Raw genomic sequence first — 14,189 nt, forward strand, 5'->3', positions numbered from 1 at the left:
TTAGTTTTGAAAATTCTTCTTTACTTTCTGAACGATTAGCTTGTTAAAGCTGTATTTTAGTTTTGAACCTAAACTTTGTATTGAATAAATATCCAAAGGGAATGCAAATGACGGCTCAAAGTAGCAGTTCACCGTGCATCCTGAGCAAAACTGAAAGCGCCCTTCCATTTCCATGTATTTTTTTAATTCTTCTGACTTTCTGATCTCTTTAAGCGGCCTGTCAATCGGAACGGTTTTATTGGCAAAGTGATAGCACGGCAGCACAATTTTATTATCCGGGGATATAACTATTACGCGTGAAACAGCCTTGCAGCTGGGCTTATTTATATCATTGCCGCCATTTTTCCGGAGCCTTAAGAATGCCCCGTTCATATAAACGTCCAGCTTCCCCTTGATAAACTCTTCCAGGTATTCAATTGCTTCCTCATTCAGCCCCGGGTTGTCGAAATAAGAGAATACAGGGTTAATTATCAGAACCAGCCCGTACTTCTGCGTAATTTCATACATTCGCGGAAGCTTCCTGAAGTTCTCGTTTGTTGCCGTAAAGAGAATATCGGGATATTCACCAAGCGACTTTGCAATTTCAATGCTCTTAAAAATGCTCTTAAAGCATTTTACCCTTCTTATACTGTTGTGCTCTTCTTCATCCGGAGAATCCATTGAGAAATGCAGAAGGTTGATTTTACCCGCCAATTTATCGGCATATTTGGGATAAAGCAAGGTATTTGTCGTTATACTTGTCTGCATCCTCAGGCTGCGGGCAAAGCCGGCCATTTCTGCTATATCTTTATTCAGAAGAGGTTCACCCCCCGTAAGATCAATGAATTTTACGCCGAGACGGGCAAGCTGGCTGACATTATTCTTAAAATCCTGGAGAGATGCTTCCGGGAAAGTACTAAATTTCTCGTGATCGGCAAAATGACAGAACTCACAAGAGGAATTGCACTTGTAGGTAACATAATAATTACAAAGTAAGAGCATCAGTAATTCCTGCCTTTCCAGACTACTTTTCTACTGGGAATAACTATGAAAGGTAATAAAAGGACGTAAATTATAAAATAGACTTCAAAGCTCGCAAAATACTTCAGCTTTTTAACGAGGTTAAATTTCTTAAGCACCGGATATAAAACAAAAAAGTCCGTACTTATCTTAAAGACCACAAGATAAAGAGCAGTGGCACTGAAGAAAAACGGCGTCAGTACTGTAAATAGATTTGCCAGAAATCCGCTGGCCATGACAAGGAATCCTTTGATATCGCTGTCCAGTCCGCCTACACCCCACCTTTTCTTCTGCCAGAAAAGGGACTTAAAGTCGTAGCACGGTTTGGATTCAACTAAAGCTCCTGCCTCAAGAGGATAGATAATCTTATACCTGCCCAGTTTGAACATTGCCTTAAGGAGGTTAAAATCCTCCGTCACGCTGAACTTGAGCGCCTCATAGCCGCCAATTTCCTTGTAAGCCGACTTTCTGTATGACATGTTGTTGCCAATACAGCTTAGAGGAAAATTAAGATTCATAGATCCTGCTGCAACAGTAAGCAGGTACATAAAATCCAGCATCTGCATTCCGCTGAACTGATCTGTCGCCTCCTGCGTCGTATAACCGCATACCATGGCAACATCCTCTTCGTAATATGAGGCAATTGACCTTGCCCATTCCGGCTGTACCTGGCAGTCGGCATCGGTTGTCAGAATCACTTCGCCCTTTGCTATTTCAATAGCATTGGCGAGCGCGTTTGTTTTCCCTTTCAGGTGGTCTACTTTATGCGTCGTGCAAATGCACTTAAACTTCGGCTTTCCGGAAATAAAATCTTCAACAATTTTACGCGTGCTGTCCGTGGAACTGTCATCTACAATAATTATCTCAATTTTACCTTCGGGATATTCAAGACGATCGAGCGAACTCAGGCACCTTCCGATATTCTCCTCTTCGTTTCTTGCAGCAACTATTACACTGACTGAAGGAAGTTTTTCGTAAGGAATCTTTTTATATCTTTTGCCAGCTCCAACAAGCAGCATAAACGACTGCAGGAAATAAAGGCCTACTGCTATTAAAAAAATAGTTTCAAACATCTGTCAAAGGTCCCGGCACTATTAAAGAAGAATACGTAATTATTTATTAAGTCAATCGGAATTTTTTTTTGTAAATGTACTAATATTTGAGCTATAAGTGAAGAAAATTAACTCACTAAATTCATCTTTTCGAAAGGCTTGTTCCTGCCGTCCCGAACTTATAGCCCTTCAAAGAAGCCTCTTCAGCGATTAGCTCAATTGAGTCCCTGAGCACCCCTTTGCTTTTGGAGTTGTCGTGGAGTACAATAATGGAATTCTGCCTTAGGCTTTTCTTAATCCCCTTTTTAACCACGCTGAAGTTATTCTGAAAATCATACGTAAGGAGCGACCAGAGGACCATGTAAAGCCCGTTACTTTTTGCAATTCTGTGTGTCATATGGTCGAACTTGCCGTACGGGGGGCGGAAGAATTTCATCCTGCGGCCAAACTTGTCCATGGCTGCACTGTTTGTACTCTCAATTTCATCAGATACAACCTTTTTGTCCAGAAATGAAAGCTTCCTGTGGTTATAAGTGTGGTTGCCGATTTCGTGCCCCTCGCTTAAAATTTCACCAAGCAGGGAGCTGTAACGGTTGACATTATTGCCCACGCAAAAGAATAGTGACTTAATTCCATATTTATTCAGCGCCTGGAGAATAATTCCTGTTGTATCAGGATTCGGCCCGTCATCAAAGGTCATCATGATGCGGTTATCCGTAGTGTTCCAGTAGAAAAAAGGAAGCGCTTTTTTTATAATCAGAGGAGGGTCATAAACGTACATAAACTTCTGTCTTTCCATTTAATCTTGCCAACGAGTGAAAAGGGCTGGAGCACAATTGTATAAGGAAATACCAGGAGTTCTGTAAAGAGAACTTCAAGGAGATTATACCTGTCGTGCAGGAGCCTTGAACCCAGGTCAAGCACAAAAATATCAATTAGGACTTTCAGCATGAAAACAACGGCCGCAATCTTAAGAAGCGGAATGTTAAGCGTAAAAAGTGACCAGGCCAGGCATATGAAAAGCACCGCAATAAAAGAGAACACAAGGGCTCCCAGCGCGATTAAATCGTATGAATAGTGCTTTGTTATAGCCATGTGCCTTTTTTTCCTGTTGATGTAGTTGTCATTCTTAAGAATGGACTTTACGACAGAATCTTTTGAAGTTGCATAGGCAACTTTTGTAACTTTTGAGGCCTTCTGTACAAAAAGGTCGTCATCCCCTGCCGCAATTACGGCATTTTCACCAAAGCCGCCAAGCTTATAGTAGAGATCCTTCCTGTATGAGAAATTGCCGCCGCCTGCAATGTAAGGCTTTTTAAGCCCTATAAACGACATTGCAATAATCGCCATGGCAAGGCTTTCGAGGCTTTTTAGCTTTTCAAGAAAGCCCGGCCTGTGAGATTCAAGTCTCGTGTAGCCGGCAACGCATCCAACGCCGTCTTCATAAAAAGAAACGATCTGGCTTATCCAGTCTTTTGAAGGGCGGCAGTCGGCATCCGTAGTAAGAATAATTTCACCTTTGCTTGATTCAATTCCGGTGTGCAGTGCGTTTTTCTTCGGTCCCCAGTTAAGCACATTCTTTCTTGCCGGAATTACTCTCGCCTCAGGAGTGCCCGCAGATTTATCTTTAAGCTTTATTTCTTTTGCAATTACTCTTTCGGCAAAGTTCCTTGTCCTGTCTGTTGAATTATCGTCAACAATAATTACTTCATATTCAGTGTATGTCTGATGCAAAAGAATTTCAAGTAAGTCCTCAATATTATCCTCCTCATTTCTTGCTGCAACTATGACTGAAACAAACGGGCTTGTCTTTAAGGCGGAACGTTTTTTTCCTGAAGTCCGGTTAATCCCGAAACTGACAAGGAAGCCGATGATGGCATAAACCAGCAGTCCTGCAAACAGCAAATATATTAGTATGTCCATAAAAGAAGGATGATAAAAATTATCAGAAATCAGTTAAATAATTAACACAGATGAACTGTATATTTGAAATGCTAATTTAATAATAAACCTGAAATAAATGGAACATTTTTTATTTCAGCTTTATTTGTTATGTTTATTTTCCTAATTATATCACTCCGGAAACATATTTATGACAATCAGCATAGTATTTCTTTTTCTTTCACTTTTCTATCTTACTTTTACGCTTTGGGTAAGGCACGGGGTCGCGAGGCTGAAGAATGCCCCTCTTAAAGCTATAGGTGAGCTGCCAACGGTCTCAGTTTACGTACCTGCAAGAAATGAAGAAGCCAACTTACACAGGACTTTAACCTCACTGGAAAACCAGACCTATCCGAAAGAGAAGCTGACTGTTGTAATGATTAACGACCGTTCCACAGATTCAACTGAAGAGGTAATGAAGGAATTTGCCTCCAGGAATGCTAACTTCAGGCTTATCAATATAGAGAGCTTGCCGGCAGGTATTGCACCAAAGAAGCACGCCCTCATGAATGCCATTGCCCGGACGGATTCAGAAATAATCGTAACAACTGATGCCGATTGCATTCACTCCCCCGCGTGGCTGATGAATATGATCAGTCACTTTAACGATGGCGTGGCGCTTGTGACGGCACTCACGGTTTTTGATCCGGATGACTACACCGTATTCCATGAGCTTCATACGCTTGACTTCCTTTCCCAGGCCGTTGTCTCAGCCGGCGCAATGGGTCAGGGCCTTCCTCTTATGTGTTCAGCTCCAAACCTGGCGTATAAAAGGAAAGTCTTTAATGAAGTTGGGGGCTATGGCGATAGTTCCAGCTGCGTCTCGGGTGACGACAACCTCTTCCTGCAGAACCTGGTAAAAAACGGGAATTATAAAACCGCCTTTGCCTTGGGCAAAGATACAATTGTAAAGTCACTTCCACCCAAAAGCGTCAAAGGCGTGTGGCATCAGCGCCTGCGCTGGGGCACACAGGGAGCTTTCTATCCCTTAAAGATCAAGCTTGCCGGGGCAGTCGTTTTCCTTTATTATCTGTCAATTGTACTTTCTCCCCTGTTCTATCTTCTTGGCGTGAGCCTCAGTGTTCTATTAGCCCTGGGAATTGTTAAAGTTGCGGCGGACTTTTTTGTAATTAAATATGGATTCAAAGTCCTCGGTATTAAATTCAAGACAAAGATTTTCATTCTGCTGTCTTTGATTCATCCCCTGCTTATTATAGCAACACTCTTAAGCTCTCTTACAATCCCATTTGACTGGAAAGGATCGAACCTGAGGCCGAAGGTAAAAGAAGCTTAAAAGAGCGAAGAAAATGAGCTAATCTTCTATTTTGTTTTCAGATGCGGCAGCACTGGCTTTTGCTGAGCCTTTAGTGTTAAATAGCAGCAGCACGCCCGGGATGGAAGGAAGAAGAACGTTTATAAAGAAAAGAAATATCGCAGCGTTAAATCCGACTGCCGAGCTCAGGCCCAGCTTTACGGCAAAGAACACAGAAGCGCTTTCCCTTATTCCAAGTTCCCCGAATGTTACAGGCGGAATAACCGCCTTGGCAAAGAATATCAGCATGCCAAGCCAGAAATAAGTCATTATATCCCACCCGTTTGAAAAAGCAGCAACCAGGAATCCATACTGCGCAATATATGTAAGATATGTAACAAAAGTGTTTAATGAGATGTCAAGAGAAGTTCTGCCGCTTAAGAGCTTAAATGTCCTGAGCCCGTCCATAAACTCCGTCAGGCGTCTGGATTTTGAAGTTAACCTTATAATCATCCTTTCCCAGAAATCCGTTTTCAGCACCGAGTACAGGTAGAAAAATAAGGATAGAAGAATAACCGCTAGAAGCACCAGGAGCCATGCTTTCCCTATTCCATAGGAACTATATAGGAATACCGCGCTTGCAACAGCACCGATGAAAAACACCGGCACAAATGCAAAGAATTTATCTATAAGCGTTGCAAGCGTCACTTTAAGCGCTTTTTTGCCCTTAAAGGCAAGTGCGCGCCCCACATACTCACCAAGCCTGAATGGCGTAATTATGCCGGCTGAAAAACCGTATAAAAGAGAGTTAAGGATAATCTTTCTTTCTCTCTCTTCAACAATCTCCCGGCACAGAATTTTCCACTTCCAGTACTGCAGGTATATATTTAAGAAACTCAGAATGCAGGCTGCTGCAATCATAAAATAATTTGCGCCGTTAAGTGCCGCCATTATTTCCCTGAAGCTTACGGCGCTGATTAGATAAATCAGCAGTCCAATAGCTATCAGGACCTTCAGAAAAGAGACAGCTCTGCCTTTATATTTTTTTGCGAAAATTACTTTATTCATAAATTAAGTCTGAATCTGGCTGCCTTAAAGAAAATCAATAGAAAAGCCGATGCCGAACCTTTGTATATTATCCTTAAAATACTCGCTGAACATGTTGTTGCCGGTATAGTAGTTTAAGTAAAGGAGTATCCCTTTGTCGAACCACTGTCCGAATTTAACGCCGGCCACCAAATTATTGTTGCCATGAAAGACAGGAGTACCAAGTATATTTATGTAGTAAGCGGCAAACAAGTTGAAATCCTTCCGGAAAACCTGTCCGAAAGGGTTATAGAAAGCGTATTCAAACCCCGAGCTGAAGGAATATTTTTTTATTTCAAGAGGTCTTACCAGTGTAGAGTAGGCCGGGCCTCCAAAGATCCTGAAGGAGTAGTTTTTCTTAAAAGCCTCATAGCCAAGTAATAGCTCCCCGAAATCCCTCGTAAAAGGGATTGGTGTCTTTGAACCTCTCCAGACCCCCTGCTCCACGTCGTAATGCCCGTCAACAAGGTGGGCGCTGTTGTGGATGATCCTGAACCTTGAAATGAGCCTTCCTTCATCATAGCTTTTTGAAAAAGCAGCATTGCCGCCGAAAAATCCGTCGAGAGCGTCTATCTGAAGCCTGTGCCCGCTGTAGCTTGTAGAGTAGGCATAAGCCATAAACTCTACCCCGAAGGTCAGCACTCCCCTTGATGAGGGGAATTTAAGCTTCAGAAGGTCAACCGAGTTGCCAATATCCACCTTCAGGTTGGCGTCAGACGGATAATACAGAATACCCATCCTTGCCTCCTGGTAGCTTGCCTTCAAAGGCATAAAATGAAGCCCCGAAGGCGCAAATTCATAATTAACCGATGCAGAATCAGTCTGACTGAATAAGAGGCATGGGAACAGCACTAAGAGTAAAACGGACCTAAACATACTAATGCTCAAAAATTGTGGAGTTTATAACATGGCAAAGATAAGAAATAATTATAAATACTTCATGAGCGCTCATCATAATTTATCCCGGCGCCCTGGTTTCAAAGGCGCCCTGGTTTCAAAAGCGCCCTGGTTTCAAAAGCAATTTTCACGTATTAGCCCTCCGTTCTTTCTTTCATTAAGGCCGCATTTTTTATATATTATAAGCACTCAACAGAAAAATGTAACAGGAGAGGAAAATGTTCGTAAATTTCAGTGATCTTCCCGGTCAGCAGAACCTGTTTCTGGATTATATGTATGAATTTGAAAGCGTTAAGGATTTTTATCATAAGGATTTCCGGGATACTGAAGCATTCAGAAGCCATTTTGCTGAGGTTGCAGGCAAAAAAAGAAACCACCGCACCCTTCTTAGCAGCATATTACACGACCAGTATGAAAACCTGACTCCGTCTAAAAAGACTCTGGAAAACATAGATCTTCTTTCATCAGATAAAACACTGGCCGTAGTTACAGGACAACAGCTGGGGCTCTATGGAGGCCCTTTATATACATTCTATAAAATTATTACCGCAATTAAGCTTTGCTCATTCTTGAAGGATAAGTACGAGGCCTACCGCTTTGTGCCTGTATTCTGGCTTGAAGGAGACGACCACGATTTTGATGAGGTACGCTCGGCTAACCTGATTGGTGAAAGTAATGACGTAGTAAATGTGGTGTATAATGACGGAGAACCTTCAGAGGTGAACCGCGGAAGCATGGGGAAACTCACCTTCAACAGCAGCATCTCGCAGACAAACGAAGAGGTCAACAGCATACTGAGGGACAATGACTTTAAGCCCCGGATTATGGAGAAGCTGAAGAACTATTATAAGGAAGGTGAAACTTTCAAAAGCTCTTTCAGAAAACTCTTATTTGACATTTTTGATGAATACGGAATTATATTTTTTGACCCTCAGGACGGCAGGATCAAGGAGCTCTTAAGACCCGTATTCAGGCAGGAGCTTGAGAACTTCAGCGACCATACGAAAGAATTGGTCCAGATAAGTGCCGAGCTTGAAGAGGTTTACCATGCACAGGTTAAGGTAAACCCTATTAACCTGTTCTATAGTGACGAGGACGGCAGATACCTAATTGAACCCGCAGATGACGACTTCAGGCTGAAATCCAAGAGGAAGAAGATATTAAAGCACACAATAATGGAAATGCTGGACTCGAATCCCGATAAATTCAGCCCTAATGTTCTTCTGAGGCCCATCTGCCAGGATTACATACTCCCTACCGCTTTTTACGTTGGCGGCCCCGGAGAAATCTCTTACTTTGCACAGGTAATCCCGCTGTATAAATTTTATAACGTTCCGCAGCCCGTTGTTTATCCCAGGTCATCGCTCACAATAGTTGAAAAGAACATACAGAAAACTATAGACAAATACAGTCTCAGGTTCAACGATTTCTTTAATGACAAGGAAACTTTATTTGAGAATGTAATTAAATCAATTTCAGATATGGAATTTGAGTCTGAATTTCAGGCCTGTGAGCGTGAGATCCAGCAGTCGCTGGACAAGCTCAAAGGAAAGCTTCTTTCAATTGACAAAACATTAAATGATGCCGTATCTAAGGTTAACGAGAGGGTCGACCAGTCGCTTAAGATCCTGAAAGATAAGACAAACGAGGCGCAGAAGAAAAAGCATGAATCCACCATCCGGCAGCTTAACAAAGCCTCAAACGTTTTGTTTCCCAACGGAAATTTTCAGGAGCGTGAGTTGTCTTTTATCTATTTTGCACACAAATACGGTTTGGATATTATAAAGTGGATGTTCAGCGAACTGGCCATCAACAGGTTCGAGCACCAGATAACGGAACTTTAACTAAAAGAAAAGGCTCCCTAATAAGGGCCTTTTTCATAAAACCTGGGTTGTATCAAATTAACAATTGATGCTTCCTATAAGCTTACTTCTGCCATAAAACATCTCTTTCATTTTGTTATGGACTTAAGCTGATTTAAAAAATCGGGGTTAGAGATACCTACGCAATCAAAATCAATTACCTTCCCGCCGCTATCAAGCAGTGATGAAAGCACCCCGAAGGCCATAGCAATGCGGTGGTCGCCGTAGCTTTTGAACGTGGGATTCTGATTTTTTATCCGGCCTGCAATTTCAAAGCCGTCCTCATTTTCAGTTACATCCAGGCCAAGCACTTTCATGTTTTCACATATTGCACTGATCCTGTCCGTTTCCTTTACCCTTAGCTCGTGTGCATCTGAGATCCTGAAATTACCATCTGCAAGAAGGCCTGCAATACTTAATACCGGAATCTCATCAATTACATTAGGTATAATCTCTTTGGGAATATCTATGTTATGTAGGTCACTATAGGAGACGATAAGATCGCCGTATTGTTCACCCATCGTAACCTTAACATTATCCTCCTCAATCCTGGCTCCCATAGCTCTTAAAACTTCAAGTATACCTGTTCTTGTTTTGTTAAGGCTGATATTTTTTATAACAAGATGAGATTCTTTGGATAATAATGCCAGCACAATGAAGAACGCTGCAGTTGAAATATCCGAAGGAACAAAATATTCATTTGCCCAAGGGTAATCTTTTTTTGAAACAAAGATCCGTCTTTCCGTACCAGTGTCTTCTGTCCTAAGTGAAAGGAGCTTTTCGGTGTGGTCCCTTGACGGCGTAAATTCCACAACGGTTGTTTCTTCTTCCAGGTGAAGCCCTGCCAACATAACGGCGCTTTTTACCTGTGCGCTGGCAACAGGAAGATTATATTCAATTGCATGAAGGTTTTCTGAAGGCGAAATTTTAATTGGAAGTGTAAACTTCGGGGTTGTTGAAATCAATCCCCCCATTTCTGCCAGAGGGTCAACAATCCTTTTCATCGGGCGCGATGAAAGCGATTCATCGCCCGTAATAACAGAAGTAAATTGCTGTGCAACTAGAATACCGCTCAAAAGGCGCGAAGTGGTGCCTGAATTCCCGGCATATAAAACTTCAGGCTCTTTGAATTTCTTAAATCCCTTTCCCGTAACCAATAGCCTGCCTTCGGACTTCTTAAATGAGCAGCCCAGCTGTTCAAAACAGCTTATTGTGGACTTTACGTCCTCGGCGTCTGAGAGGTTTTCAATTGATGAGGTCCCTTCGGCCAAGGCTGAGAATATTACAGACCTGTGTGAGATAGACTTATCGCCCGGGAGCTTTAGAACACCTTTAACCTTTTCAACTTTCTGGAAGCTTTTATCCATTACTTTTTACACCACTCGTCAATAAATTTGTCAATTTCCTCTTCATTTAGTTCAGGCTTGTCGTACATCCCGCTTATGAGCCTCTGCCTTTGAGCCTCATAGAGTATTACGGCATTGGCGACCGAAACATTCAGGCTCTGCACCATTCCGTGCATCGGTATAAAGAAAAGGCCGTCGGCGCTCTGGGCGGCTTCCTCTGAAATGCCCCTGTGCTCGTTTCCAAGCACAACAGCAGCTTTTTGCGTAAAATCTATGTCGTAGAGGCTTATTGAATGCTCCGCAAGTGAACTTGCATAAATCTTAAAGCCCTCATTATGCAGGTTATCGAAGCATTCCTTTACATCGCGGTACCTCTCTCTTTCCACCCACTTAATCGCGCTGGCAGAACTAGTGCGGTTTAGTTTAGGAAATTTCTCAACATTGTAAACCAGTGATACCTTTGCTATTCCAACGGCATCACAGGTGCGTAAAATTGCGCTAACGTTGTGCGGGTCGTGAATATTTTCCATGACCACACTCAGCGAATGCTGGCGCTTTTTGATGACTTCAATAATTTTATTGAGGCGTGAGCCTGTTTTGAATTCTCTCACAAAAAATCACTTTTTGTTAAAGATAATTTTATAGAATGACTTATTCCCTGTTCTTCTTATCTTGTCCATCGCAAAGTAGGACTGCTCGAGCTTCAGATAAAAAGCAACGAGGTCCAGAGTCTTATCTATTACCGTATCTTCGTCGTGAGCCCAGCTTTCACATCCTTTAATTGTAGGAACTTCCGCCGTAAAGCCGTCATCGGTTTTGGTAACTACCATTGTTAATGTCATCAGTACCCGTCTTTCGTGGATTTTTCACCTGTAACAATCTTAACGCTGGCGCTTGCGCCTATTCTGTCTGCGCCGCTTTGAATCATCGCCTCTGCATCTTCAAGCGTGCGTATGCCGCCTGAGGCCTTAACGCCAATGGCAGTACCTACAACGTAGCGCATAAGGGCTACATCGCCCACGGTTGCGCCGCCCTTGCTGAAGCCGGTTGAAGTCTTTACAAAATCGGCTTTGGCGCTCTTGCAGATTAAGCAGGCTCTTACCTTTTCCTCATCGCTCAGAAGAGCTGTTTCAAGGATCACCTTGCATACGGCATTATATTTTTTTGCCTCCAGCACTACCTGGTTAATATCGTTAAAGACGTACTCGTTATCACCCTGCTTCAGGCGTCCGACGTTCAGCACCATGTCAATTTCCTGCGCCCCGCTTTGAAGCGCCTGCTCGGCTTCAAATCTTTTTGTTTCTGTAGTTGTTGCTCCCAGAGGAAAGCCAATTACTGTGCATACCTTGACGCTCGTTCCTTTTAAGAGCTCTTTGCAAAGAGGAACAAACGAAGGGTTAACGCACACAGAGGCAAATGAATATTCCCTTGCCTCCTGGCACAGTTTCTTTACCTCGTCGGTTGTGGCCTCAGGCTTCAGAAGAGTATGATCGATCATGCGGGCAAGGTTCTTGTCGCTTATCCCGCCGCCTACTCCCGGGCCCGCTGCAATTCTTTCAGCTCCCTGCTTGATAATGCTTTTAACTGCCGTCGGCTGGTCAATTACGTTCTTTTCCCAGCCGGCACACGTGTTTCCCACACAATAAAAATCTCTTAGCGCTTTCTCAATAAAAACCTGTGAAACAACTTTATCTATTGTTGATGAATCCATTTTACCATTAAAAATTTTATTTTATAAATATTTACTTGTATTCTTAAGAGGACAAATATTAACTCTTGTTCCTCATTAAATATGCCTTGTAAGTGTTCTTTAGAAGCATTGCAATTGTCATTGCGCCAACGCCTCCGGGAACGGGAGTTATATAAGATGACTTTGGAGCCACACTTTCAAAGTCCACGTCTCCCACAATCCTGTAGCCCTTGGGGCTGTCGTCAGGGACCCTGTTAATTCCGACGTCAACAACAACCACACCGTTTTTTACCATTTCGGCAGTAATGAAATTAGCCTTTCCGATTGCAGCAATTAAAATGTCGGCCGATTTTGTGTACTGCGTGAGGTCTTTTGCCGCCGAGTGGCATACAGTTACAATGGCATTTGCATACGGCTTTTTCTGCAGCATAATGTTTGAAACCGGCTTTCCAACAATGTTGCTGCGCCCCACAACAACGACGTGCTTGCCTTTGGTTTCAATCTTGTAGTATTTAAGCAGTTCCTGAACGCCTGCCGGTGTGCAGGGATAGAGTGTGTCCTGTCCTATTACCAGCCTGCCGACGTTTATTGGGTGAAACCCGTCCACGTCCTTTTCAGGCAATATTGCATTTATGACCTTATCCTCATTGATGTGCCCGGGCAAAGGAAGCTGCACCAGTATTCCGTCAAAGTCGTTGTTCCTGTTGTAGGAATCAATCATTTCAAGGAGCGCGTCTTCTGAAGTTGATTCGTCCAGCTTCTCAAGCTTTGAGACCATACCAACCTCACCAGAGGACTTGACCTTGCTTTTTACATAGCTCTGTGAAGCCGGGCTATCGCCCACAAGAATAGTCACGAGTCCCGGAACCCTCCGGCCTTCTTCTTTAAGGCGGGAAACATCTTTTTTAAGCTCTTCCTTGATCTCGGAAGCTACTTTCTTTCCGTCAATTAAGTTCATAATGTTCTGGTCTGTTTATGAAATTTTTGTTTCAAATATAAAGATAATAAAAACGAATTGCACGTACTTATTCACCTACCTAAGCGCCCCCTCCTGTGAGTAACGGCTCTTCAGGTAATCCAGAATAATTTTGTTTCCTATTATCTCAGCGGCAAAGGGATTGGAATTCTGCCACCCGGTTTTACCTAAGGTCCTGTACCTTTCCAGGCGGCGGAGCGTAATTTCGCAGAAGACGGGGTTGATATCAATTGTCGAGCAACGCCTTTCGGCTCTTTCCGAGGCCAGAAGTGTTGTGCCTGAATGTGAAAAGAAGTCAATTATTAGGTCACTTTTGCGGCTTCCGGAATGAATGATTCTTTCAATTGCCTTGAGCGGCTTCTGTGCGTAGCAGCCACTTACATTCTCCTCCATCCTGTAGAAAACCTGCTGTATGTCGATCCAGATGTTCCCGGCACGCGTGAAGCTGGACTTGCTTCTTTCCATGTTTTCTGTCACGCGTCCGTTTACCTTCTTGTAGTATCCCCTTACAACCTTCGGGATGCCCGTGTAAACGGCTTTTACGTTGAAATACGGATCACCTTTTATGTAGTAAAGCAGTTCCTGCCTTACGGCCATCCAGTTCTTCTGTGTGCCGTAGCCTCTCTGATTGCGCATGCTTATAAAGCTCCGGCTTTCAAAATTTGTATCTTTCATCATTATGATGAATTCACCGAAGGGCTGGAAATGGTTTTTCTGATCGGCTCCAAGCCAGATATAGAGCGAAGAGTTGTCCTGCAGAAAGAGGTCCGTGTTATCGACCCAGTTTTTTGACCAGCTTACAAATTCCCCGGAGGTCATCTCCCCGAATGCAACCATGTTATAAGGCGGATCATGGATTGCCATTACCGCCTTTTCACTTTCCATAAAAAGCTTAAGTGCCTCAATGTCTAAGGCATCGAGGCAGCCTATTTTATGCCTTCCTTTAGGATCGCACCACACTTCACCCGGTTTTATCCTGCAGTAAGGCAGAAGCATCCGGCAGAGTTCCTCATCCCTGTCCAGCCTGGGCAGAGTCATCTTTTCCATAACCTGATTCAGCCTGTCTATAGTTATTATTCAGCCCGACT

Annotated in this window: 14 protein-coding genes; 2 read left to right on the forward strand and 12 right to left on the reverse strand. The window is 43.2% G+C overall.

Annotated elements, in window-relative coordinates; genetic code table 11:
• The 4 genes from HF312_06875 to HF312_06890 all read right to left on the reverse strand — a co-directional run bounded on the left by HF312_06875 (position 1) and on the right by HF312_06890 (position 3,974).
• On the reverse strand, positions 1-981 hold the full coding sequence (locus HF312_06875) for a radical SAM protein (protein MCU7519925.1): 981 nt from the start codon (positions 979-981) through the stop codon (positions 1-3).
• A complete protein-coding gene (locus tag HF312_06880; protein MCU7519926.1) occupies positions 981-2,072 on the reverse strand; it encodes a glycosyltransferase in 1,092 nt (363 codons plus the stop codon). The genes HF312_06875 and HF312_06880 overlap by 1 nt, the downstream gene beginning before the upstream one ends.
• A 121-nt stretch (positions 2,073-2,193) precedes the next feature.
• Positions 2,194-2,850: a polysaccharide deacetylase family protein gene (locus tag HF312_06885; GenBank protein MCU7519927.1), complete on the reverse strand. Its 657-nt coding sequence runs from the start codon at positions 2,848-2,850 to the stop codon at positions 2,194-2,196.
• Positions 2,808-3,974, reverse strand: a complete 1,167-nt coding sequence (locus HF312_06890; protein MCU7519928.1) for a glycosyltransferase — start codon at positions 3,972-3,974, stop codon at positions 2,808-2,810. Before HF312_06890 ends, HF312_06885 begins: the two co-directional genes overlap by 43 nt.
• A 169-nt stretch (positions 3,975-4,143) precedes the next feature.
• On the opposite strand from HF312_06890, the gene HF312_06895 reads away from it, so the two are divergent.
• Positions 4,144-5,286, forward strand: coding sequence for a glycosyltransferase (locus HF312_06895; protein MCU7519929.1), 1,143 nt, complete (start codon positions 4,144-4,146; stop codon positions 5,284-5,286).
• A gap of 18 nt (positions 5,287-5,304) precedes the next feature.
• Here HF312_06895 and HF312_06900 read toward each other — a convergent pair whose 3' ends face one another.
• Entirely contained in the window at positions 5,305-6,312 is a 1,008-nt protein-coding gene (locus HF312_06900; GenBank protein MCU7519930.1) for a flippase-like domain-containing protein, read from the reverse strand.
• A gap of 24 nt (positions 6,313-6,336) precedes the next feature.
• Complete coding sequence (locus HF312_06905; protein MCU7519931.1) at positions 6,337-7,206, reverse strand: DUF1207 domain-containing protein; 870 nt, start codon at positions 7,204-7,206, stop codon at positions 6,337-6,339.
• Positions 7,207-7,445: 239 nt separating this feature from the next.
• On the opposite strand from HF312_06905, the gene bshC reads away from it, so the two are divergent.
• Positions 7,446-9,071 carry a bacillithiol biosynthesis cysteine-adding enzyme BshC gene (gene bshC, locus HF312_06910; protein ID MCU7519932.1) on the forward strand — a complete coding sequence of 542 codons (1,626 nt, stop codon included), beginning with the start codon at positions 7,446-7,448 and terminating at the stop codon, positions 9,069-9,071.
• A gap of 107 nt (positions 9,072-9,178) precedes the next feature.
• Here the strand turns inward: bshC and aroA are convergent, their stop codons facing one another.
• From aroA to HF312_06940, 6 genes are all read right to left on the reverse strand, one after another.
• Positions 9,179-10,456, reverse strand: coding sequence for a 3-phosphoshikimate 1-carboxyvinyltransferase (gene aroA, locus HF312_06915; GenBank protein MCU7519933.1), 1,278 nt, complete (start codon positions 10,454-10,456; stop codon positions 9,179-9,181).
• Positions 10,456-10,965 carry an RNA methyltransferase gene (locus HF312_06920; protein MCU7519934.1) on the reverse strand — a complete coding sequence of 170 codons (510 nt, stop codon included), beginning with the start codon at positions 10,963-10,965 and terminating at the stop codon, positions 10,456-10,458. Before HF312_06920 ends, aroA begins: the two co-directional genes overlap by 1 nt.
• Before the next feature lie 87 nt (positions 10,966-11,052).
• Positions 11,053-11,277, reverse strand: coding sequence for a hypothetical protein (locus HF312_06925; protein MCU7519935.1), 225 nt, complete (start codon positions 11,275-11,277; stop codon positions 11,053-11,055).
• Positions 11,277-12,146 carry a deoxyribose-phosphate aldolase gene (gene deoC / locus HF312_06930; protein MCU7519936.1) on the reverse strand — a complete coding sequence of 290 codons (870 nt, stop codon included), beginning with the start codon at positions 12,144-12,146 and terminating at the stop codon, positions 11,277-11,279. Before deoC ends, HF312_06925 begins: the two co-directional genes overlap by 1 nt.
• Positions 12,147-12,204: 58 nt before the next feature.
• Positions 12,205-13,083 carry a bifunctional methylenetetrahydrofolate dehydrogenase/methenyltetrahydrofolate cyclohydrolase FolD gene (gene folD / locus HF312_06935; protein MCU7519937.1) on the reverse strand — a complete coding sequence of 293 codons (879 nt, stop codon included), beginning with the start codon at positions 13,081-13,083 and terminating at the stop codon, positions 12,205-12,207.
• A 75-nt stretch (positions 13,084-13,158) separates the two neighbouring features.
• Positions 13,159-14,148, reverse strand: coding sequence for a site-specific DNA-methyltransferase (locus HF312_06940; GenBank protein MCU7519938.1), 990 nt, complete (start codon positions 14,146-14,148; stop codon positions 13,159-13,161).
• Between the last annotated feature and the right edge of the window lie 41 nt (positions 14,149-14,189).

Source organism: Ignavibacteria bacterium, from assembly GCA_025612375.1.
GTDB lineage: Bacteria > Bacteroidota > Ignavibacteria > Ignavibacteriales > SURF-24 > JAAXKN01.

What these genes read in the sequence shown, in the direction of transcription:
- HF312_06875 (MCU7519925.1), bottom strand. Translation starts at nt 981, where the DNA reads ATGCTCTTACTTTGTAATTATTATGTTACCTACAAGTGCAATTCCTCT.
- HF312_06880 (MCU7519926.1), bottom strand. Translation starts at nt 2,072, where the DNA reads ATGTTTGAAACTATTTTTTTAATAGCAGTAGGCCTTTATTTCCTGCAG.
- HF312_06885 (MCU7519927.1), bottom strand. Translation starts at nt 2,850, where the DNA reads ATGGAAAGACAGAAGTTTATGTACGTTTATGACCCTCCTCTGATTATA.
- HF312_06890 (MCU7519928.1), bottom strand. Translation starts at nt 3,974, where the DNA reads ATGGACATACTAATATATTTGCTGTTTGCAGGACTGCTGGTTTATGCC.
- HF312_06895 (MCU7519929.1), top strand. Translation starts at nt 4,144, where the DNA reads ATGACAATCAGCATAGTATTTCTTTTTCTTTCACTTTTCTATCTTACT.
- HF312_06900 (MCU7519930.1), bottom strand. Translation starts at nt 6,312, where the DNA reads ATGAATAAAGTAATTTTCGCAAAAAAATATAAAGGCAGAGCTGTCTCT.
- HF312_06905 (MCU7519931.1), bottom strand. Translation starts at nt 7,206, where the DNA reads ATGTTTAGGTCCGTTTTACTCTTAGTGCTGTTCCCATGCCTCTTATTC.
- bshC (MCU7519932.1), top strand. Translation starts at nt 7,446, where the DNA reads ATGTTCGTAAATTTCAGTGATCTTCCCGGTCAGCAGAACCTGTTTCTG.
- aroA (MCU7519933.1), bottom strand. Translation starts at nt 10,456, where the DNA reads ATGGATAAAAGCTTCCAGAAAGTTGAAAAGGTTAAAGGTGTTCTAAAG.
- HF312_06920 (MCU7519934.1), bottom strand. Translation starts at nt 10,965, where the DNA reads ATGGAAAATATTCACGACCCGCACAACGTTAGCGCAATTTTACGCACC.
- HF312_06925 (MCU7519935.1), bottom strand. Translation starts at nt 11,277, where the DNA reads ATGACATTAACAATGGTAGTTACCAAAACCGATGACGGCTTTACGGCG.
- deoC (MCU7519936.1), bottom strand. Translation starts at nt 12,146, where the DNA reads ATGGATTCATCAACAATAGATAAAGTTGTTTCACAGGTTTTTATTGAG.
- folD (MCU7519937.1), bottom strand. Translation starts at nt 13,083, where the DNA reads ATGAACTTAATTGACGGAAAGAAAGTAGCTTCCGAGATCAAGGAAGAG.
- HF312_06940 (MCU7519938.1), bottom strand. Translation starts at nt 14,148, where the DNA reads ATGGAAAAGATGACTCTGCCCAGGCTGGACAGGGATGAGGAACTCTGC.